General features: G+C 42.0%; 22 protein-coding genes. 16 read left to right on the forward strand and 6 right to left on the reverse strand.

Features of this window, described 5'->3' with window-relative positions; translation table 11 throughout:
- Positions 1 to 27: 27 nt before the first annotated feature.
- The 5 genes from M2273_RS18160 (at position 28) to M2273_RS18180 (ending at position 4,226) form a co-directional block, all read left to right on the forward strand.
- Positions 28 to 597: a dihydrofolate reductase family protein gene (locus M2273_RS18160; RefSeq protein WP_429399174.1), complete on the forward strand. Its 570-nt coding sequence runs from the start codon at positions 28 to 30 to the stop codon at positions 595 to 597.
- A 73-nt stretch (positions 598 to 670) separates the two neighbouring features.
- Positions 671 to 1,021: a YciI family protein gene (locus M2273_RS18165; protein WP_429399175.1), complete on the forward strand. Its 351-nt coding sequence runs from the start codon at positions 671 to 673 to the stop codon at positions 1,019 to 1,021.
- A 255-nt stretch (positions 1,022 to 1,276) separates the two neighbouring features.
- Complete coding sequence (locus tag M2273_RS18170; protein ID WP_429399176.1) at positions 1,277 to 2,503, forward strand: RNA polymerase sigma factor; 1,227 nt, start codon at positions 1,277 to 1,279, stop codon at positions 2,501 to 2,503.
- 26 nt (positions 2,504 to 2,529) lie between these two features.
- Positions 2,530 to 2,907, forward strand: a complete 378-nt coding sequence (locus tag M2273_RS18175) for a nuclear transport factor 2 family protein (RefSeq protein ID WP_429399177.1) — start codon at positions 2,530 to 2,532, stop codon at positions 2,905 to 2,907.
- 32 nt (positions 2,908 to 2,939) lie between these two features.
- Positions 2,940 to 4,226: a hypothetical protein gene (locus tag M2273_RS18180; RefSeq protein ID WP_429399178.1), complete on the forward strand. Its 1,287-nt coding sequence runs from the start codon at positions 2,940 to 2,942 to the stop codon at positions 4,224 to 4,226.
- A 56-nt stretch (positions 4,227 to 4,282) separates the two neighbouring features.
- Here the strand turns inward: M2273_RS18180 and M2273_RS18185 are convergent, their stop codons facing one another.
- Positions 4,283 to 5,326 carry a DUF4097 family beta strand repeat-containing protein gene (locus M2273_RS18185; protein WP_429399179.1) on the reverse strand — a complete coding sequence of 348 codons (1,044 nt, stop codon included), beginning with the start codon at positions 5,324 to 5,326 and terminating at the stop codon, positions 4,283 to 4,285.
- Between the two features lie 238 nt (positions 5,327 to 5,564).
- On the opposite strand from M2273_RS18185, the gene M2273_RS18190 reads away from it, so the two are divergent.
- The 4 genes from M2273_RS18190 (at position 5,565) to M2273_RS18205 (ending at position 9,313) form a co-directional block, all read left to right on the forward strand.
- Positions 5,565 to 7,019 carry a tyrosinase family protein gene (locus tag M2273_RS18190; RefSeq protein WP_429399180.1) on the forward strand — a complete coding sequence of 485 codons (1,455 nt, stop codon included), beginning with the start codon at positions 5,565 to 5,567 and terminating at the stop codon, positions 7,017 to 7,019.
- Between the two features lie 33 nt (positions 7,020 to 7,052).
- Complete coding sequence (locus M2273_RS18195; protein WP_429399181.1) at positions 7,053 to 7,523, forward strand: hypothetical protein; 471 nt, start codon at positions 7,053 to 7,055, stop codon at positions 7,521 to 7,523.
- 116 nt (positions 7,524 to 7,639) lie between these two features.
- Positions 7,640 to 8,710: a hypothetical protein gene (locus tag M2273_RS18200; RefSeq protein ID WP_429399182.1), complete on the forward strand. Its 1,071-nt coding sequence runs from the start codon at positions 7,640 to 7,642 to the stop codon at positions 8,708 to 8,710.
- A gap of 240 nt (positions 8,711 to 8,950) precedes the next feature.
- Positions 8,951 to 9,313, forward strand: coding sequence for a hypothetical protein (locus tag M2273_RS18205; RefSeq protein ID WP_429399183.1), 363 nt, complete (start codon positions 8,951 to 8,953; stop codon positions 9,311 to 9,313).
- A 56-nt stretch (positions 9,314 to 9,369) separates the two neighbouring features.
- Here M2273_RS18205 and M2273_RS18210 read toward each other — a convergent pair whose 3' ends face one another.
- Positions 9,370 to 9,924, reverse strand: a complete 555-nt coding sequence (locus M2273_RS18210) for a dihydrofolate reductase family protein (RefSeq protein WP_429399184.1) — start codon at positions 9,922 to 9,924, stop codon at positions 9,370 to 9,372.
- A 353-nt stretch (positions 9,925 to 10,277) separates the two neighbouring features.
- Here M2273_RS18210 and M2273_RS18215 point away from each other — a divergent pair, with 353 nt between their 5' ends.
- Complete coding sequence (locus M2273_RS18215) at positions 10,278 to 10,406, forward strand: DUF4964 domain-containing protein (protein ID WP_429399185.1); 129 nt, start codon at positions 10,278 to 10,280, stop codon at positions 10,404 to 10,406.
- Positions 10,396 to 11,502, forward strand: a complete 1,107-nt coding sequence (locus M2273_RS18220; protein ID WP_429399186.1) for an acyltransferase family protein — start codon at positions 10,396 to 10,398, stop codon at positions 11,500 to 11,502. Before M2273_RS18215 ends, M2273_RS18220 begins: the two co-directional genes overlap by 11 nt.
- 106 nt (positions 11,503 to 11,608) lie before the next feature.
- Here M2273_RS18220 and M2273_RS18225 read toward each other — a convergent pair whose 3' ends face one another.
- From M2273_RS18225 to M2273_RS18235, 3 genes are all read right to left on the reverse strand, one after another.
- Positions 11,609 to 12,190: a C40 family peptidase gene (locus M2273_RS18225; protein ID WP_429399187.1), complete on the reverse strand. Its 582-nt coding sequence runs from the start codon at positions 12,188 to 12,190 to the stop codon at positions 11,609 to 11,611.
- Between the two features lie 246 nt (positions 12,191 to 12,436).
- Complete coding sequence (locus M2273_RS18230; RefSeq protein WP_429399188.1) at positions 12,437 to 13,999, reverse strand: FAD-dependent monooxygenase; 1,563 nt, start codon at positions 13,997 to 13,999, stop codon at positions 12,437 to 12,439.
- 40 nt (positions 14,000 to 14,039) lie between these two features.
- Positions 14,040 to 14,858 carry a helix-turn-helix domain-containing protein gene (locus tag M2273_RS18235; RefSeq protein WP_429399189.1) on the reverse strand — a complete coding sequence of 273 codons (819 nt, stop codon included), beginning with the start codon at positions 14,856 to 14,858 and terminating at the stop codon, positions 14,040 to 14,042.
- Positions 14,859 to 15,072: 214 nt separating this feature from the next.
- Between M2273_RS18235 and M2273_RS18240 the strand changes: the two genes are divergently transcribed.
- Both M2273_RS18240 and M2273_RS18245 read left to right on the forward strand, forming a co-directional pair.
- The gene (locus M2273_RS18240; protein WP_429399190.1) at positions 15,073 to 15,609 is read left to right on the forward strand and encodes a hypothetical protein; all 537 of its coding nucleotides are present in this window, start codon (positions 15,073 to 15,075) and stop codon (positions 15,607 to 15,609) included.
- Positions 15,610 to 15,690: 81 nt separating this feature from the next.
- On the forward strand, positions 15,691 to 16,269 hold the full coding sequence (locus M2273_RS18245) for a YdeI/OmpD-associated family protein (protein ID WP_429399191.1): 579 nt from the start codon (positions 15,691 to 15,693) through the stop codon (positions 16,267 to 16,269).
- Between the two features lie 170 nt (positions 16,270 to 16,439).
- On the opposite strand, the gene M2273_RS18250 is transcribed toward M2273_RS18245, so the two are convergent.
- Complete coding sequence (locus M2273_RS18250) at positions 16,440 to 17,267, reverse strand: alpha/beta fold hydrolase (RefSeq protein WP_429399192.1); 828 nt, start codon at positions 17,265 to 17,267, stop codon at positions 16,440 to 16,442.
- 213 nt (positions 17,268 to 17,480) lie between these two features.
- On the opposite strand from M2273_RS18250, the gene M2273_RS18255 reads away from it, so the two are divergent.
- The 3 genes from M2273_RS18255 to M2273_RS18265 all read left to right on the forward strand — a co-directional run bounded on the left by M2273_RS18255 (position 17,481) and on the right by M2273_RS18265 (position 19,493).
- Positions 17,481 to 18,077, forward strand: a complete 597-nt coding sequence (locus M2273_RS18255) for a Crp/Fnr family transcriptional regulator (RefSeq protein WP_429399193.1) — start codon at positions 17,481 to 17,483, stop codon at positions 18,075 to 18,077.
- Positions 18,078 to 18,228: 151 nt separating this feature from the next.
- Positions 18,229 to 19,023, forward strand: coding sequence for an alpha/beta fold hydrolase (locus tag M2273_RS18260; protein WP_429399194.1), 795 nt, complete (start codon positions 18,229 to 18,231; stop codon positions 19,021 to 19,023).
- Positions 19,024 to 19,073: 50 nt separating this feature from the next.
- A complete protein-coding gene (locus M2273_RS18265; RefSeq protein WP_429399195.1) occupies positions 19,074 to 19,493 on the forward strand; it encodes an OsmC family protein in 420 nt (139 codons plus the stop codon).
- Positions 19,494 to 19,567: the final 74 nt, after the last annotated feature.

Below are 19,567 nucleotides of genomic sequence, written 5' to 3' on the forward strand. Positions count from 1 at the left end.
TTCAATAAACCATTAATATCATTTGACATGAGAAAAGTAACAGTTTTTAATTTCGTGACCCTGAATGGTTACTATAAAGGACCAAATGGGGATATCAGCTGGCATCAGCATAACGCGCATAACCCCGAGGATGAAGAAAGTGAATATGCGATGGAAGGTATTCAATCTGATAGCACACTTCTTTTCGGGCGTGTGACTTATGAGATGATGGCTGGTTTTTGGCCAACACCAAACGCGCTGAAAAGCGCACCGGCAATGGCCGAAGGAATGAACAAGTCCGACAAAATTGTTTTTTCAAGAACGCTGAAAAAGGCCGAATGGAACAATACCCGACTGGTAAATACCGATATGCTGGAAGAAATAAAGAAAATGAAACAGCAAACAGGGAAAGACATGACTGTGCTGGGCAGCGGAAGTATTATAACCCAACTGGCCGAACAGGGTTTGATTGATGCCTACCAGTTTATGATTGACCCGGTTACCCTTGGGGATGGTACATCCATATTTAAAGGCATAAACCATCAAATCAATCTGAAACTTACCGATACAAGGATATTTAAGAGCGGAGCGGTTCTGCTTTCTTACCAGCCGGTATAATAAAAGTAATTGGTGTATAATTCATATATTTAATAACCAGACAGCCTTTAGCAGGCAATTAAACCAAAATAAAATGGACGAGTTTGTATTATTGTTCCACATGGACAAAACAATGGAGAGCCCATCTCCTGAGCAATTACAAGGCTACATGAAACAGTATCATGACTGGGTGGGTGGTATTGCCGCCCAAAACAAATTTAGCGGGGGCACAGGCTTATCAACCGAAGGCAAAGTTTTAAAGCCAAACAATGTAATTACTGATGGCCCTTATGCCGAGATCAAAGAGACCATTGCAGGTTTCATTGTGATAAAGGCAAAAGATTTTGACGAAGCAGTTAGCCTTGCCAAAGACTGCCCAATGTTGCAGGGCGGAGGCAATACGGTGGAAATAAGAAAAATTACAGGGGTTCACAATAACGATTAGTATAATAAAAAGAGCGCCGTATATTTATCTCTATGTGTAATACCAATTTATATGCTCCGTTAGGAGCTACCTATTTGTAGTCCATTAAGCAAAGTAGGTGCAACCCAAAAGTGGATGGGTAGCCTCTAAGAGGCATAGGATATCCTGACCATTTATATGCTACAAATAGGTAGCTCCTAACGGAGCATATGATATGGTTGGTTGTTTTCGAAATCTGTTAACACATGATGTAAATATTACAGGGGCATTTTATTTATGGAGACTGGCGAATTAATACCTCATTTATTCAGAACAGAGTACCGCAAAATAGTTTCGGTATTGTGCCGGCGCTTTGGGTTTGATCAAATGGAAATTGCCGAAGATATTGCCAGCGATACTTTTATGACTGCAACACAAGCCTGGGGAGTAATGGGCGTTCCGCAAAACCCAACGGCGTGGCTTTACAATGTTGCCAAAAACAAGGCGAAAAATCATTTACAGCGTGGCTCTGTATTTGAAAGTAAAGTTGCTCCCGAAATAAAGAACACCACTTCTGAGCTTCAGGAAACTGAAATTGACCTGTCGCCTCAAAATATTAATGACAGTCAGTTGCAGATGATGTTTGCCGTTTGCCACCCTATCATTTCGGCCGAAGCACAGATCGGATTATCGCTCCGGATCCTATGCGGTTTTGGTATTGAAGAAATTGCCGACGCGTTTTTGACCAATAAAGAAACCATTAACAAGCGGTTATTCCGCGCAAAAGAAAAACTCCGGGAGGAGAAAATTAAAATCGAACTTCCCAATAAATCTGAAATCGATGAACGGTTAACCCCTGTGTTAACAACCATTTATTTGCTGTTCAATGAGGGATATTACTCTGTAAGTCAAAATAAAACAGTTCGTAAAGATCTTTGCCTGGAAGCCATGCGGCTTTGCACTATGCTGGTTGAAAACAAAGCCACCAATAAGCCCCGGGTAAACGCCCTGCTTGCGCTGATGTGTTTTCATGTCTCCAGGTTTGAAGCCAGGACAGATAAAAACGGCGAGCTTATTTTATATGAAGATCAGGATACAAGCCTCTGGAACGTTAACCTGATCAATAAAGGAGCATACTTTTTGCATTGTGCGGCAAGCGGCAATAAGCTTTCAAAATATCATCTGGAAGCCGGCATCGCGTACTGGAATACCCAAAAAGCCGATACCAAAGAAAAGTGGGAAAATATACTGCAGTTTTATAACCGATTGCTGCAAATAGCGTATTCGCCCATAGCCGCACTCAACAGGACCTATGCGCTTTCAAAAGCAAACACCAAACAGGAAGCAATTGCCGAGGCCGAAAAATTAAACCTGACCGGCAATCACTTTTACTTTATGCTATTGGGCGAGCTTTATACCGGTATCGACAATGAAAAAGCCATTTCAAATTTTAAAACGGCATTTTCCCTTGCTAAAACCCAAGCCGACAAACAGGCGATTCAAAAGAAAATAGATAAGCTTTAATAATGCAAAATACACCTTCACCAACAATGAAACAAAGAGAACGCATCATCAATAACTACGTCAAAGCCTATAATAATTTCGATATTGACGGAATGCTTATCGATCTTGACCAATCAATAAAATTTGTAAATATTTCATCGGGTGAAGTAAACATGACCCTTAACGGCTTATCAGCGTTTAAAGCCCAGGCCATACAAGCAAAGGATCTGTTTAGCATCAGGGAGCAAACTATAAAGTCTTTTAAACACCCTGACGACCAATCCGAAATTGAGATAGCCTACAGTGCCGTTTTAGCTATCGATTTGCCCAACGGATTAAAGCGGGGAGATAAACTTAACATTAATGGAAAATCAACATTTAAATTTTCGGGTGATAAGATCATAGAGATAACAGATATTAGCTAAAATAAATAATCCCTCTTTTATTGATCCGCACTATGAAAAAAATGATTTTATGCTGCCTGTTGCTGGCCGCGCTTGGCGGCAGGGCACAGGTAGCAACCGTTGGCAAACCACTGCCCGAATGGAAAGAAGGCTATCTTGATCTGCACCACATTAATACAGGCCGTGGCAACGCTGCTTTCTTTATTTTTCCGGATGGAACCACCATGGTGCTGGATGCCGGTGAACTTGACCCTACCAATGCACGAACCACGTCAAAACGCAATACCCCCATCCGGCCGGATGATAGCAAGCACCCTTATGAATGGATTGTGCAGTACATTAAACAGGTAGCGCCGCAAAAAGAAAAAACAAAACTTGATTATGCACTCATCACTCATTTTCACGACGACCATTTCGGCAGCTATTATCCCGATGCGCCATTATCTGCCGACAAGCAATATGTGTTAACGGGCATCACTGGTGTAGGCGGCTTACTGCCAATACATTACCTGTTGCAGCGCGATTACCATTACCCGGTAAACCTATCAACCATTGTAAACCGTTTGCCACAGGATACGCATTACAAAGCTACCTGGAACAATTACCTGGCATTTATTAATGCGGAATCAAAAAAAGGGATGCAGGCACAGTTTTTTAAAGCCGGTTCCAATTCACAGATCAGGTTGCAGCACCATGCCAGTAATTACCCTGGTTTTTATGTGCAGAATGTAAAATCAAACGGATGGATATGGACCGGCAAAGACAGTTCGGTAGTACAGCATTTTCCACCGGTCGATTCGCTCAACAGTAAAACCTGGCCCGATGAAAACGCGCTCAGCAATGTGCTGGTGATCCATTACGGCGCCTTTGCTTATTATAACGGCGGCGATAGTCCGGGGAATGTTTTTCTGGGCGACCCAGCCTGGCGGGATGTGGAAACACCTGTGGCAAAAGCCGTAGGGGCAGTAGATGTGGCTACCATGGATCATCATGGCAACCGCGACGCGATGAATGAAAACCTGATTAAAACCCTGCAGCCCGGCGTATGGATAGAGCAGGTATGGACAGCCGACCATCCCGGACATGAAGTGTTGATCAGAGCTACTTCTCCCTATCTGTACAAGGCCAAACGCGATCTGTTTGCCACTAACATGATGGAGGCTAATGAGCTGGTGATAGGGGGCCTGGTTCAACAAGCCTACAGAAGTTTGCAAGGGCACATTGTTGTGCGTGTATTGCCCGACGGAAAAGAATACTATGTAATTATCCTTGATGACAGTAAGCCATCCATACCCGTAAAAAGCATATTTGGTCCGTATACAGCCAAGTCCAAACCGTAAAAAGCAAAAAAGCCTCAGATCTTTTCGACCTGAGGCTTATTGTTAATTTATAATGATCAGTTAAATCTAACACTTACATTTCCGCTGGAGGCATCCGCATTTACCGGAATACCGCCGCCATTTACGCTCCCTTTTATGTGGTCTTTTTCCCATTGGCCGCTAAAGCCACTTATTCTTTCGGGGTGCTGGTTTATCCTGTCGCCCCTTATGTCAAGATCAAGCCCTTGTTTTAATGGTAGTTCAATGTTGATATTTCCGGAGCTGGCCTCTAATTTCAAATATTTACCAACCTGTTTCATTTGCACACTCAGGCTGCCGGCACTGGTTGATGCGTCCAAACTGCAATCCATCTGTTTAAGATCAACCCCTCCGCCAGAAGTGCTGGTGATCAGTTCGCCTGTTATATTATTGCCTTGTACACCACCACCGCTGGTGCTCGCATTTATGTTTCCTTTTAGGTTTTCAAGCTGCAATCCGCCACCACTGGTTTCCAGTTTGATCTTGCCCGAACAGCTTTTCGCTATAATGCCACCACCACTGGTTTCCAGGTCAATGTTGTCGCTGGAGTTAGAAACCTGTATGCCACCACCCGATGTTACGCCATGGATCGTTCCGCTAAGCCTGTCAATTTGTAAGCCGCCACCACTGGTAGTAAAGTTTTCATTTCCTTTTAAATTATCCAGACGGATACCGCCTCCGCTGGTTTTCAGATCGGTAGATGTTTGCGACGGAACATATATTTTGAATGATATACTGATAGATTTTTTCCAATCAAAATTACTACGCTTGTTTTTAGCCGTAGCACGTACTTCATGACCAACAACAGAAACGCTCAGGTCATAATCTTCATCCAGGCGTTTTTTGATTTCTTCTTTTGAAAGCTCCCGGCCATTATTCCCTTTAATATAAACCTCCACCCTTGAGGCCTCACCGGTTCGCCCGCTAACTAAGATCCCACCGGCTGATGTGTTTACAACAACGCTATTGATAGCGTTACTTGACAATGATTTTGTAAGATATGGTGTTTTATCTTCATTATCCTGTGCCATAACTACAACCGTTCTGCAGGCCAGGAAAAATAATAAAAGGTATGTTTTCATGTGGTTTGAATTGGATTTGTATAGAAGACAGCGGCTTTATCCAATTCGTTGCATCAGAATCAATATATATTTAAGGCTTTGGCGTAAATAACAAAAATAAAGTGTTTTCACGCAGTAGTATGCGTGTTTTTACGCATATAAATAAAGTTAACATGCTCTATATTCGATAATTATAAACCTCAATATTATCTATCCCTTAGATAACCACCTTGTTTTTTAACCTTTTAAAACTGCTGTTATGGAATTTCTGATACCCAACATGAACCGGCGTATATTTGTTAAAGGCATAGGACTTGTTAGTGCCGGCCTGATACTTGGAACCTTTGGCGGCTGCGAACAAATTGCCGAAGCCATACGCAACCGACCTACCAGGCGCAGGTTACGTGTAGGTTCGCCGGAGGTAGATGCCGATATTGCTACCTACAGGCAAGCGGTAACACTCATGAAAGCATTGCCTGCCAATGACCCCAGGAACTGGGCCAAGCAGGCCGCCATACATGGCACAGCCGGGGTTGGCTTTAACCTTTGTCAGCATGGTACAGAACACTTCTTTTCATGGCACAGGGCTTATTTATTTTATTTTGAAAAAATTTGTCAGAAACTAACAGGGAATACCCATTTTGGTTTGCCTTACTGGAATTGGAACCAAAACCCAGCCCTGAACCCCGCTTTTTTAGATACCTCGAGCGTACTTTTTCTTTCCAGGGTAAATACTACGGTGGCGGGTGTGTCCGCGGTTTCAACTGCCGAACTTGATCCCATTTTTGCTGATACTAATTTTTACACCTTCTGGCAGCAAATAGAAGGCACGCCGCACAATACGGTGCACACCTATGTAGGCGGTACCATGGGTGGCTTTGGCTCTGCTATGGACCCTGTGTTTTGGACCCATCACTGCATGATTGACTATTGCTGGGCCAAATGGAATATTGACCTGGGCAATAATAATACAAGCGACCCGGCCTGGAACAATACTGCCTGGAACTATTTTGTTGATGGCGATGGCAATACCGTAAGTTCAATTACTGCAGGCATAACCACTATAATGCCATTGCTGAGTTATCAATATGAGCATAGCGATATTGGCTCACCAGTAGCGCAAAAGATCGTAAAAACAAAAGCAGATTTTAACAAGCTGGAGGACAGGATCAAAAAAGGTGCTAATATTAAATTTGATATAAAAAACAGGATATCCATTGCCAGCAAAACAGCAATAAGCATTGCAAAGCCGTTTACTGCCCAACCAAGAGCAAATGCCGGTGATTTTGCCGGCATTATAAATAATGATGCAGCAAAAGATCATGTATTTGTGCGTGTAAACTATGCACAGCTACCTGCCGAAAGCGATTTCTTTGTGCGGGTATTTATAAACCTGCCCGATGCTAATGCCAATACCCCTGTTGATAACATCCATTATGCAGGCAGTTTCGCGTTCTTTGGTTCGCCCATGCCCGAAAATAATATGCACATGGATATGGCGGCACATCATCATGTACCTAAATTCCTGGTAAATATTACGCCTACCCTTCAAAGATTAAAAAAGAACCAGCAACTGACCGACAAAAGCCCTCTCTCGATACAACTGGTTGCGGTACCCTTTTTAGGCAAGTTTGAAAACCCCGCCACTGAGTTATTGCTGGATACTGTTGATCTGATTGTTAGCCCGATAATTATAAATACCAAGGAGCAATAATATCCATGGTTTTTGAGCGTATAAGGATTTGTGATGATAACCTCTAAAATATACATCTGTATTATAGGTATTGCCTGTTTAACTTTACCCGGATACTGTAACGGCAAAATGCCTAAACAATATCCGGGTGATACCATTGTAGCGGCCATGGATAGTTTGTATCATTTAAACCTGCAAAAAAGAGATCTTGTACAGGGAGTTTGTCAGGCTATGTTGTTACAGCATACATACCAGTTTGTGCAGGTTGAAGTAGTAGAAGTACATAACCCGCAAAATTACCCGCTGATATTTTATGTGTATTATCAATACCCCAATCATGAAAAAATCTTGCTGAATAGCTTTAGTCTTTACCCTGCCAACAACCCGGGTAAGTTTATTGTAGCAACACATGGCAAATTGAATAAGGAAGGATCAATTATAGTATCACTTACAACTCCTGCCAAAATTAAAGCTGGTGATAAGGTAGAAGTGGCGATAAAAAAATTAACACTGCTTGAAAAATAGTGTGACAGATTGCATACATATTCACGATTACAGTATAAAAAAGTAACAAACTGCGCGGCGGGTTAATTTGTCTTTTCCAAAGGCTTAAATTTATGCACCAACTATATATAAGTGCTATGAAAACATTAAGCTATATTTTAATCCTTGGGGCTTGTACAGTTACTTTTATTTCCTGTAAAAAAAATGAAGTCGCGCCTTCAGTCGATGCAAATGAAAACACTTTAGACCTTAAAACCACAGCAACAGCTGCATTAACCGTCAATAGTTTTAAAATCACCACAATAGCCGGTTCGGCTTTTAAAGATGGTTTAGTAGATGGCATAGGTAAACAATCAAGATTGTATAATCCAATTGGGATTGATTTGGCAGCCGACGGTTATCTGTATGTCGCAGATGCCTATAATCACAAAATACGTAAAATTTCGCCGGTAACTAATGCGGTTTCCACAATAAACATTCCTAACGCAAGTGATGGGAGCAGTATTAGTTACCCTGCCATCGTAAGGGTATCTAAAGACGGCACATTAAATATGATGGCTAATGAACCGCATACATCATGGATCTTAAAAACTAACGGTACGGTATTAACACCTGATCACACTCCTGATGCACAAATTCCATCAGACCTGGAGCGCGATCCGTCAAATAACTTTTTTTGGATGGCTGAGATTAATTCGAAAGTAGTTAATGGTCAGCATGTTCAAAAAGCATACTTAAAGAAGTTTTATATTAATGATATCACCGGCCTGATTGGCACTTCGCCATTAAAATTGCCTGCCGATTCAATAGAGGTTGCGGATAGAAATGATTTTAACATTTTAACTTTTTACCCGGGTTACAATGGCGTAAAGTATGTTGTTATTAATTATACAAAACTATATAAGCTAACTCCATCCGGATCTTTTGTCAGAATTTATAAGGATCTAAAGTTTAATGAAATCCATAGTATTGTTTCCTCAAAAGACAGCCGCACGTTATATCTTGTAGAAAGCGGATCAATTAAATGTATTGCTAACGGAGTACATAAGTTTCTTGCGGGCCCCAACTCAAACTATCATGATGGCAGAGACGGCGTTGGCTCAACTGCTGATATTTATGCCGAAAAGCTGGTATTGTCAAAAGATGAAAACACCCTTTATTTTACCGATTCTTATACCAGTACCGTAAGAAAGATGCAGTTGAAATAGGGTACAGTGGTCCTCGCCTTTGGTTGGTGTTTTCAACATAAATTTAGCGAAAAAATAAAACGTATGCCGCCCGGTGTACAGCGTTTTGTTGTAACGCCAAAAAAAGTAAACACCTGATTATCAAGCGTAAATTAGTGTTCACGGTATTCATGGGTGTACATATGAACACTAAACACAAATCTAACTGCCCCCTAAAAGCCCTGATCAAAAATATAAGCTAATTCATTTAAATTAAACACTATGCATACTTATTCATACCTTGCAATAATGACGGATTATATTACCATATTTAAAGACTGGGTTATTGGCTTAGGCGAAAAACATGAAGTTAATCCTTTGCTTCTCGGTAGTCTTTATATAGTTAGTAAACTTTGTTTTTTTTCGTTCCTTGGCTGGGTACTGAAAAATTTAAGATCAAAAAAAACGATCCTTATTCCGTTACTATTGGCATGTGTTAGCTTTAGCCTGCCCTATCTCTACCTGGTGATCGCCGGTCGTAATATTTCTATTTGGGTATACCTGTGTATTGGCTTGATGTTCACTTACGGAGGATTTTCTATCTGGAAGAAAATTACAGCAAAACCTATTCCGGTTAACGCTTAATCCTATACCCTGGCTGGATTAGGCGGATTAGAAAACATTCCATTTTAACTATGCACTCATCTTTTTGTGGGCTCATAGTAAAGCGTTACTGCACCACAACCAAATGTTTTTGTTTTTAAGAGTTTAAGATCAACCCTATCCTTCCCGTTTTTAAATAATGGTAAGCCGTTTCCTAAAACAGTTGGCTGAACGCTAAGCTGGTATTCATCAATTAAGTCAAGTTGCATTAAGGCTACTATTAAACTTGGACTGCCAACTAAAATGTTTTTACCCGCTTGTTGCTTGAGTTCTAAAATGTCTTCTTTAATGACTTCCTTTTTCAATTTTGTATTTTTCCAATCAACATTTTTCAGCGTGCGCGAAAAAACAATCTTTGAAATATTGTCTATCAATACTGCAAATTCATCCGTTGGTTTGTTACCAGTAGGATTTTTTACAACAGATGGCCAATAACTTTCCATAAGTTGATAGGTTATCCTTCCGTATATAAGGGTGCCTGCATTACTTAATAGCTCATTATAATGTTGATGTATTTCATCATCTGCAATCATTGACGTGTGGTCGCAAAACCCGTCAAGTGTCATATTGATTGCTGCAATTAGTTTTCTCATGGTTTTGTTTTTAATTTCGAAGGAATATGCCGATAGCCTCCAACTATCGAATATAAGCAAAAAGCCCCCCCAAATCTTCCGACTTGAGGGGCTTCATTTAGTAGGCCCAATCAGACTAATCCCAAACCGCCTGATTGACTTTATCAGAGCTTTAGCGACCACTTAGTGAAATTTAATTGGAGATCTATTGAAGACAGATGCGAAAATGAGACGATATGTGTGAACTTTGACACAATACGAAGATATCCCGGTAATACTTTCACTTATTTTTATGATCTGAATAAAACATATAATTATATATTATCCATGAACCAATCTAACCGACTTAAGTCATTGGTCTTACTGGCCTATACATGTCTGGCCGGCACCGTGCTCAGCAAAGAAAAGCACCTGCTTACCCGCTGATCACCCACAACACCAACTTTCGCATCTGGTCAAATACCGACCAACTCAACAACTCTAATCCTATACATGGACAATAATAAACTGATCACCAAGCCGCATTACCCGATACTTGATGGTTTACGCGGTGTTGCAGCCATCATCGTCGTTACCTTTCACCTGACTGAACCGCTGGGGAGCGGTCATCTGGATATCATAGTTAATCACGGGTACCTGGCTGTCGATTTCTTTTTCCTGCTATCAGGTTTTGTTATCGGCTATGCTTATGACGACCGCTGGCATAAAATGACAATCGGCAGTTTCTTTAAACGCCGTATCGAGCGCCTTCAGCCGCTGGTGATCCTGGGCATGACATTGGGTGCTATAGGCTTTTACTTCACGGATTCGACGCTTTGGCCGCTTATCCATACCATACCATTTTGGAAAATGCTGCTGGTTTTGCTGATCGGCTACACAATCTTGCCGGTACCGCTGTCTCTGGATATACGCGGCTGGCAGGAAATGCATCCCCTTAACAGCGTAGGATGGTCTTTATTCTTTGAATACATCGTCAACATTCTTTATGCGGTTTGGATAAGAAAATTTTCAAAAACTACATTATCGGTATTAGTATGCGTTGCAGCTGTAGCACTTGCGCACCTGGCGATCACCAATGGGGATGTCAGCGGCGGCTGGACATTTAACGTGGAACAGGTGCGCGTGGGCATTACCCGCACGATATACCCTTTCTTTGCCGGCCTGTTGCTTTCGCGTATTGCTAAACCCGCCCGCATCAGGCATGCATTTTTATGGTGCAGCGTTTTAATAGCGATGGTATTGTATATGCCGCGCATCGGCGGCGCTGACCATCTTTGGATGAATGGGATATACGAGTCCGTTTGCATCATTATCGTTTTTCCACTTATCGTTTACCTTGGCGCCAGCGGTGAGGTTCATACCCAAACGGAGAACAGAATATGCAGGTTTCTCGGCGATATATCCTATCCTCTTTACCTCGTGCATTATCCGCTGGTTTATTTTTATGTGGCATGGATCAGTGATCACAAAGGCGTAACCATCGTACAGGCCTGGCCTTATGCATTTGCAATTTTGATCGGTGCAATTTTCCTGGCGTATATCACTTTGAAATGGTACGATGAGCCGGTTCGTAAATGGCTGCGAAAAAAACTTGGCTAAATAGAAAAGTCCCCCGGATTCGACAATGAGACTGAAAATAATAAATTGTAGAATTTTTACAACGAGCCGGTAGCGGGAGCAGGACTCCAACCTACGCCCTTTCGGGCTATGAGCCCGAAGAGCTACGAATCGCTCCTTCCATACTCACCGAATCAGCTTTTGAATCAGTATTATCAACAGGGCCATTGTCTGTAAATAACCGGATAGTTTTTATATACCTCCCCATGTAATAGTCGTTCAGGGGTGTTTCGGTAACCCCGTTGGCAGCACCCGACGTAGAATGTATAAACATAACCGGCTCGCCAGGTTCTGAAATCACTATACCTATATGTCCTGCTCTTTTGGATTTCTTTGTTCCGGTGAACAAAATCAGATCGCCTGACCGGGCTTCGCTCAGATCAACACGGCCAAAAGCTGATGCAAAATCTATCGAGCTCCGGGGTATGCCGATCCCAAAATGATGAAATACGTAATTAACAAACCCCGAACAATCAAAGCCTTTTTCGGGATTGGTGGAGCCAAACCGGTACCTTATACCTTTGAGCGATTTGGCAAAAGTCACCAATTCATCAGGAGTTGTACATCCGGTTGAAATGGCGGAATCCATGCTTGCCGGTCTGTAATGTACGCGGGAGTGTTTATGCGTTTTTAGCGTTTTACTGATTTTGTGATGCTTAGCAGTGATCATTAAATCAGATTTCTCCGGTTTAAAAAATGATAACAAAGCCAAAAAAAGGATCTGAAAACCAATAGGAAAATGCATGTCGTAAAATAGGAAAAAAATTTCTGCTCTTTTTATTCAAAAATAAAAAAGCTACAAATCTTTCGATTTGAGGCTTTTGACTGTCGAGGTAGCGGGAGCAGGACTCCAGACGAACCGATTTGAGCCGGTTTGAAGACATTAAAAGCAGCGTTACGCTGACCCTTAGCTTTTTTAATGCTTGATCCCTGAATTACAAAGAAACCAGCGAGCGGCTGCCTTTTGGAGTTCGCTGCAATCAGGATCGTTGTCAGAAGCCCAGGCGATAATCCCATCAGGGCGTATCAGTACAGCGCTCAAACCTAATTGCTCTTTCGCCCGGCCCGAAACATACCTTATTTGGTCACCATATTCACTCGCCAAAGTTTTAAGTGAAGCATTCTTATCAAAATCAAGCAGTATCCCCTGGCTATCGTGCATTAGCTCGCCAATCTTTGTGCCGTCTTCCAACTCAAAGTTGGGAACGCTGTGGCCTACCAGAGGGTGTCCGCTACCGAGATTGTAGTGTGTGAAAATGCCCCACACCCTTCCTGCAATATAAGTGGCCCCATCGCATGTATTTATAAAGTCGCGGACAATTGCATTCAGCGCGCGGGCCTGTGGGCTCGGCATCATAATCGCAACCTGAGCGCGTGACCAATCCAGTACCTGTGCCCCAATTGGGTGCCGTTCTGTATAATAACTGTCCAACAAGTCTTCCGGCGCTTTCTCTCGGATGGTTGCGGCGAGCTTCCAGCCGAGGTTCATGGCATCGCCCAGTCCAAGGTTAAGTCCCTGGCCTCCCAGTGGCGAATGAATGTGCGCGGCATCGCCGGCTAAAAGTATCCGTCCGTTGCGGTAGGTTGTGGCCTGCCGTGCCCGGTCAGTCCAGGTGGTTGCAATATGAAGGGCGCTGATCGTGACGTCGGTGTTCGAGATACGGCGCAGCACCGCCTGCACATGTTCAAGCGTAATTGGCTTTTCTGAACTATGAAATGCACCGCCATCAAAATCCTGTATTAATACATAACCCGGCTGAGATTGCATGTACATGCCTGTTGGTGTCATGTTTCGGCCTGGGCTGAGTTTCTCCGGATCGGCAATGTTAACCTGGGTAGTGTAACCGGTAAATTCCGGCTCGGTACCAGCGAATTCAAAACCGCCTGCCTTTCGGACAACACTCCGGCTTCCATCGCAACCCACAAGCCATTTACCTTTAAAAGATTGGTCGCCAGACTGGACAGTTACCCCGTCTGCTGTTTGATGAAAATCAGTTATAGCAAGCCCGCGCTTGATTATTACCCCCAGGGTTTCTGCGCGGCGGGCCAGCACAGATTCAAGTTCCTGCATTTCAGAAATTAAACTGGTGTCGGTCGAGCCCGGCAGGCGATACGTCCACTGCGAGGTATCAATATCGCCGTCATGAAATGGAATGCCGGCAAAGTGTCCTGCCTGACGGCGGGGCCCTTGTACAACATTTGAGTGAGGATTTTTAAGGCGTTTATGTATCTCCAATTCTTCTAACTGCCCACGGCGGTAAAGTGCTTCAATAGTGGGTGCCGAGAGTCCCCGGATCCCGAAAGGAAGTTGCTTCAATGGCGAGTGCGGATCCATTGCCTTTTCCAGTATCAGGACTGAACATTTGGCCAGGGCCAGTTCACAGGCGAGGAATAGACCTACAGGCCCCGCGCCGGAAATGATCACATCGTAAATAGAATGATTTTGTGCGGATTTATTTGTTTCAAGTGTAGCTTTCATATTGAATGATTGAAACACAAAATTCCGGAATGCTCCTGCGTTAGGCTTGTATAAACGCGACAAAATCGTTGCTTACAGCCTGTTTCCCTTTTTTTGCTTTTCGCGCGAATGCCGCCGGTGTAGTGCCGCTGTAGCGTTTGAATTCCCTGCTTAGATGGGATTGATCCGTATAGCCCAGCTCATGAGCTAAACCAGCAAGATTGGAATCCGGATAAAGCCATAATTGGTTTCGTACCTGCTCAAAACGCATCAGACCAGACACGTCCTTAACAGTATAGCCAGAAGATTGCTTAAAATTCCTTTCCAGTGTACGAACCGTTGCATGTGCCGCCGCCGCTACCTGGCTTACCGGCATGGTGCCGTTTGTTTCCGTCATAGCAACCCCCGCTTTGAATAGCATACTGCTGGTAGCAATTCGCGACCGTGCATTCAGGAAATACTGTTTTATCTCGGCCAGCGCTTCATCTATCCTGCCAGCATGAATACACTTATTCAACGTGGGTTGAAGCTGGGCGATAGGGTGCTCAAATATGCGCACCCCGTCTTTACCCGCCGGCAGTCCGAGCAAATCGAACACGGTCCAGGGAAAGCACCTGATACCAATGATCTCTAAACGGTTTTTCGTGTAAAAAACAACAGGCTGATTGAGCAGCCCCATCATAAACGGCGATGGCAATGGCTGCAATTCTCCATTGTAAGAAATGCTGCAGTCGCCTCCGAAATGAAAAATAATTTCAGCGTAGCCATCTGGTTGTACCTCAAAACTCGATTGGTGTTCTCCCGATTCTCTTCTGTTATACCAAAAGCACTTTATGGTATCCCGTAGCTCTTCAGGAGGTTCAAATTCTTGATGCTGCATTTTGAAAGATACAAAAAAAGCCTTTAGTCGTGTGTCTAAAGACTTTTGACTTGAAAAAGATAAATGTTATTCGGGCGTTGTTCGGGTAACAGGCACTGGGCAGTGCTTGTAATTTTTATTAAGTTAGTACTTTATTTAAATGATGTAAGTAAACTGAAAAACTCGCAAAACCCCAAATGTTGTGAGCATCCTAAAACACCAATGAAAGTAATCAATGAGAAAAACCTTATTTTTAATTTTAATCACAATATTTACAATTGGCTCAATTTATGCCTTGGTTCATTACATTAGAATGGATGGTTTTTCATTCGCGTGGGCTCTTAACTTCCTGTTGATGCTTTGTGTGCTTGCTTTTACTGAAGCACTAAAAAGCCAACTTACTTCTTCTTACTATGATGAAAAGGGATGGGAACGGAGAGGAAAAATATACGAACCTCTTGGAATAAATTTTTTCAGAAAATTATTGGTTTGGATTGGTTGGGAAAGACTGAATAAAAAATCTACCCCAATAGAAAAAAACACCAAAGCTTTGATGAATCTACATTATCAAACAAAAAAATCTGAACTGGGTCATATAATTATCTTGATTATAGTCTTAGGGTTTAACGTTTTCGTAGCATTCAAATTTGGAGCTCTTAAATCTTTGTGGTTACTAATATTAAATGTCTTATTAAACCTTTATCCAATTTTCCTTCAACGATATAATCGGCCACGAATTGAAAGAGCTATAAATTTAAGTAAACGGAGCTGAAACGGGACACACTCTATAGCAGCAACCGAACGCTACAGATAACGGGTTTATGTTTTAAATAATAGCAAATAATCATTAGAAATGACACCAACATTTTTTGCAAAGCAATCTGATTTTAGAAAGTGGTTGGAGAAAAATCATCAAACAGAATCCGAGTTGGTAGTTGGTTTTTATAAGGTTGATAGTGGAAAGCCGAGTATAACCTGGTCGCAATCTGTTGACGAAGCCCTTTGTTTTGGTTGGATAGACGGCGTTCGTACATCCATTGATAAAAACAGTTATCAAATTCGTTTTACCCAACGAAAACCAACAAGTATATGGAGTGCAATTAACATTAAAAAGGTAGAAGAATTAATGCAGCAAGGGTTAATGCAACCACCAGGGCTTGCAAGTTTTGAAAAACGCACAGAAAATAAATCTCGGATTTATGCGCACGAAATTGCCGAAGCAAATCTTTCCTCTGATTTTGAAAAACAATTTAAAGCAAATAAAATAGCCTGGGATTATTTTCAATCCCTTGCACCATCTTACCGAAAAATTTCGGCCAATTGGGTAATGAGTGCAAAGCAAGAGGCCACAAGAATAAAACGATTAAATGAACTTATTGCCGATAGTCAATTATTAACCAACAAATGGAAAGACAATAAATACAAAAAGTGATCGGTTAGTAATTATGGTGGCCACAAGCTAAAATCTAACTTTTTAGCTGATTTTCAAGCAAATTCCATAATATCCAACCACTTCAGCGAACTAAAAATCCTGTCAAATAAAAAGCCGCTCATATTAACTTATGAGACGGCTTTATTTGTATCGAAAGATTTCCGGTTGAATTATTGTCCTATTTTAGTTAACAATATTGCCACTGAATCTGGTTTGGCCAAGAATGCGGAATGGCTGGTGTTTAATTGATATACTGTTTTTACGTTGCCGGATGCGATCATTCTGTTTTGTAGGCCTGGAGAAACTACGTGATCCTGCAAGGTTTTGATGTAAACCTTCTCAACAGAACCGAAATTGGCAGCGGTCAATGTCACCGGATTCGTAAATGGAATTGCTGGTTCAGGACGGTAATTTTGTAAAACAAGATTTTGAATCTGAGCAGAACCATCCTGGATAAAGATGTTCACAATCTGGTCGTGTAGCACATCAAGGGTTCCGTTAGCATTTTGCGTAAGTATGGGAACTTTATTAACTGAGTCACCAAGTGCTGAGCCGGCATCGGTACCAGCAAGAGCAAGTAAGGATTGGCCGGAAGATGGCAGATAGGCTGCGAGATAGACAAGTTTTTCAATTTTTGAAGGATTTTGCTCGGCAACAGCAGAAATGATCATACCGCCTAAGCTATGGCCTACCAGGATAACTTTGCCGTTTATCTTTGACATAGCATCAAGCACTTTGTCTCTGTAAGTGTTTAAGGTTAAGGTTGAAGGAACAGTATTATCGCTGCCGTGGCCCGGAAGTTCTACAACGGTCACATTGTTTCCTTCATTAATAAGTTTGGCTTTTACCGCGTCCCATACATAAGGAGCCTGCCATGCACCGTGTACCAGTACATAATTTTTAGCTACCGGTTTCACTTCATCATTCTTTTTTGAACAAGATGAAAACATAATAGTAGCAGTAGCTACAGAAAGTAAGATTAATATATATTTTTTCATGATTTGAGATGCCTAATTGTTTAGGACATGACAAACATCGGGGTATGCGCTCTGGATAAGTTTAACCCAGGTTAAAATCGAAAAATAGTAGAAAGCCGCCAAAACAAGCTATCCTATAAAGCAACCAGTACAATAATTAATCAGTAATAATGATAGCTATTGACTATCGCGCGTCTTCGTGTGTGATATTATTAAATTTTATATTTTTATAACATGTTAGAGAACAAAACAGAAATAGATTTATTACGAACGATTTTAGGATCTGCCGGTATGAAACCGGAAGCATTTGAATTATCATTACCTCACTGGAAATTAAAACAATATAAAAAAGGCGAGTTTTATAACGAGTATAAAAATGTTTGTAAGCACCTCGGGTTTGTTATCACCGGCGTGTTTAGAATCTACCGGGTAAATAATGATACGGGTGAAGAAAAAAATATGCTGTTTTTTACTGACCACCAATTTGTAGCATCCTATAAAAGTTTTTTAGCTCAGACAGCCTGCGATTACTATACTGAAGCGATGGTTGATTCGCTTATATTATATATACATATCGATCACCTGAATGAACTTTATGCGCAATCACACCAGTGGGAACGATTTGGAAGGATAGTTGCCGAAACGGCTTTTCATGAGGTTATGGTTAATACGGAAGGATTCTTGTTTAAAACGCCGGAGGACCGTTACCGGGAAATGATGGAAAAACATCCGAATATTTTTAATTCGGTACCACTTTATCACATCGCCTCTTATCTGGGTATCCAGGGACCGTCACTGAGCCGGATTCGTAAAAGAATGGTTGGAAGGTAACACCCGTTATTCTGCCATCAGGTTTCTGAATTGCTGAAATCCTCTAAAAAAACTTTTTTTTAGAGGATTTTCGATTTTAACCTGGGTTAAACTTATTGCAGCGGCATAGCCCGATGTTTGTCATGTCCTAAACAATTAGGCATTAAACAACATGAAAACAGCAATAATAATGATGGCAATGAGTGTATTAGGTTTTACCGCTCAAGCCCAAAAAGCAAACAACAAAAATTCTAAAACAATTGTACTTGTTCACGGAGCCTGGTCAGATGCTTCTTCCTGGGATGCAGTAACCCCTTTGCTAAAAGCCCAGGGCGAAGAGGTGATCAATGTTAACCTTGCAGGTCACGGAAAAGATACCACCTCATTTGCCGGTATCACCTTTCAAACTTATGTTGACCAGGTAAAAGCAGCAATCGGCACCCGCACTAATGTGGTTTTAGTAGGCCATAGTTTTGCCGGACTGGTGATCAGTCAAGTTGCTGAGGAAGTTCCCGCCCAGGTTAAAGAACTGATCTTCCTTGCAGCAGCGCTGCCGCATGACGGCGACAGCCTTTTAGGACTTGCAAAAGGCGATCCGGCTTCTCATATAGGCAAGTACCTTACAATCGATAAGGAACATGGTGCAGCAATAATTGCTAAAGAAGGAGCCGCCGATATCTTTGCTGCCGATGCTCCTCAGCAGGTTCAGGACTATATTGCAGCCAATATTAAACCGGAGCCGTTGGCTCCCCTTGCCACACCAGTTCATCTGACTGAAAAAAATTTCGGCAGCATTAAAAAAGTCTATATCCATACAGTTAATGACCACGCGATCAGCTATCCTGCACAACAGTATATGGTAAAAGCAGGTAACGTGGCTAAAGTATACACCCTGCAAAGCAGCCATACACCATTCATTTCTATGCCAGACAAACTGGCTGCGATTCTTATCGCTGAAAGCAAATAATAAATCGTTAAACATCAAACAATAAATTTTACATCATAAATCAAAAAATCATGAAACGTATAGCAAAAGCACATTGGAACGGTACTTTACAAGAAGGCACAGGAGAAATTAGCACACAAAGCACTGTGCTTAATCAAATACAATATTCATTTAAAACCCGCTTTGCCGATGCCATCGGCACCAATCCTGAAGAACTGATCGCCGCCGCACATGCAGGTTGCTTTTCGATGGCCCTTAGCGCAACATTAGCTCATCACAACATCACTGCAGGCGACATTTTTACTACAGCAATAGTTGATCTTGATATGCTGGCGTTAAGCATTACAGGTATTCATTTAGATTTACGGGCCAGTGTTATTGAAGGTGTAGATGAAACAACATTTACTGAAATCGCTGAAGGCGCAAAGGCGCATTGCATTATCTCCAAAGCATTGAATGTGCCAATTACATTAAACGTTGTTTACGCTTAATATAAATCTGAACCATCTGGTAGCGTGCTACCAGAAAAAAAAGTTGAACGTGCCATTTAGCTAAGACTTGCACC

The organism is Mucilaginibacter lappiensis, assembly GCF_050433765.1.
Taxonomy (GTDB): Bacteria; Bacteroidota; Bacteroidia; order Sphingobacteriales; family Sphingobacteriaceae; genus Mucilaginibacter; species Mucilaginibacter lappiensis_A.

Excerpts from the sequence above, each read along its gene's own strand:
- M2273_RS18265 (WP_429399195.1), top strand. The coding sequence starts at position 19,074 with ATGAAACGTATAGCAAAAGCACATTGGAACGGTACTTTACAAGAAGGC.
- M2273_RS18165 (WP_429399175.1), top strand. The coding sequence starts at position 671 with ATGGACGAGTTTGTATTATTGTTCCACATGGACAAAACAATGGAGAGC.
- M2273_RS18220 (WP_429399186.1), top strand. The coding sequence starts at position 10,396 with ATGGACAATAATAAACTGATCACCAAGCCGCATTACCCGATACTTGAT.
- M2273_RS18230 (WP_429399188.1), bottom strand. The coding sequence starts at position 13,999 with ATGAAAGCTACACTTGAAACAAATAAATCCGCACAAAATCATTCTATT.
- M2273_RS18250 (WP_429399192.1), bottom strand. The coding sequence starts at position 17,267 with ATGAAAAAATATATATTAATCTTACTTTCTGTAGCTACTGCTACTATT.
- M2273_RS18200 (WP_429399182.1), top strand. The coding sequence starts at position 7,640 with ATGAAAACATTAAGCTATATTTTAATCCTTGGGGCTTGTACAGTTACT.
- M2273_RS18175 (WP_429399177.1), top strand. The coding sequence starts at position 2,530 with ATGAAACAAAGAGAACGCATCATCAATAACTACGTCAAAGCCTATAAT.
- M2273_RS18190 (WP_429399180.1), top strand. The coding sequence starts at position 5,565 with ATGGAATTTCTGATACCCAACATGAACCGGCGTATATTTGTTAAAGGC.
- M2273_RS18255 (WP_429399193.1), top strand. The coding sequence starts at position 17,481 with ATGTTAGAGAACAAAACAGAAATAGATTTATTACGAACGATTTTAGGA.
- M2273_RS18160 (WP_429399174.1), top strand. The coding sequence starts at position 28 with ATGAGAAAAGTAACAGTTTTTAATTTCGTGACCCTGAATGGTTACTAT.
- M2273_RS18195 (WP_429399181.1), top strand. The coding sequence starts at position 7,053 with ATGATAACCTCTAAAATATACATCTGTATTATAGGTATTGCCTGTTTA.
- M2273_RS18260 (WP_429399194.1), top strand. The coding sequence starts at position 18,229 with ATGAAAACAGCAATAATAATGATGGCAATGAGTGTATTAGGTTTTACC.
- M2273_RS18210 (WP_429399184.1), bottom strand. The coding sequence starts at position 9,924 with ATGAGAAAACTAATTGCAGCAATCAATATGACACTTGACGGGTTTTGC.
- M2273_RS18170 (WP_429399176.1), top strand. The coding sequence starts at position 1,277 with ATGGAGACTGGCGAATTAATACCTCATTTATTCAGAACAGAGTACCGC.
- M2273_RS18185 (WP_429399179.1), bottom strand. The coding sequence starts at position 5,326 with ATGAAAACATACCTTTTATTATTTTTCCTGGCCTGCAGAACGGTTGTA.
- M2273_RS18180 (WP_429399178.1), top strand. The coding sequence starts at position 2,940 with ATGAAAAAAATGATTTTATGCTGCCTGTTGCTGGCCGCGCTTGGCGGC.
- M2273_RS18215 (WP_429399185.1), top strand. The coding sequence starts at position 10,278 with ATGTCTGGCCGGCACCGTGCTCAGCAAAGAAAAGCACCTGCTTACCCG.
- M2273_RS18235 (WP_429399189.1), bottom strand. The coding sequence starts at position 14,858 with ATGCAGCATCAAGAATTTGAACCTCCTGAAGAGCTACGGGATACCATA.
- M2273_RS18205 (WP_429399183.1), top strand. The coding sequence starts at position 8,951 with ATGCATACTTATTCATACCTTGCAATAATGACGGATTATATTACCATA.
- M2273_RS18225 (WP_429399187.1), bottom strand. The coding sequence starts at position 12,190 with ATGATCACTGCTAAGCATCACAAAATCAGTAAAACGCTAAAAACGCAT.
- M2273_RS18240 (WP_429399190.1), top strand. The coding sequence starts at position 15,073 with ATGAGAAAAACCTTATTTTTAATTTTAATCACAATATTTACAATTGGC.
- M2273_RS18245 (WP_429399191.1), top strand. The coding sequence starts at position 15,691 with ATGACACCAACATTTTTTGCAAAGCAATCTGATTTTAGAAAGTGGTTG.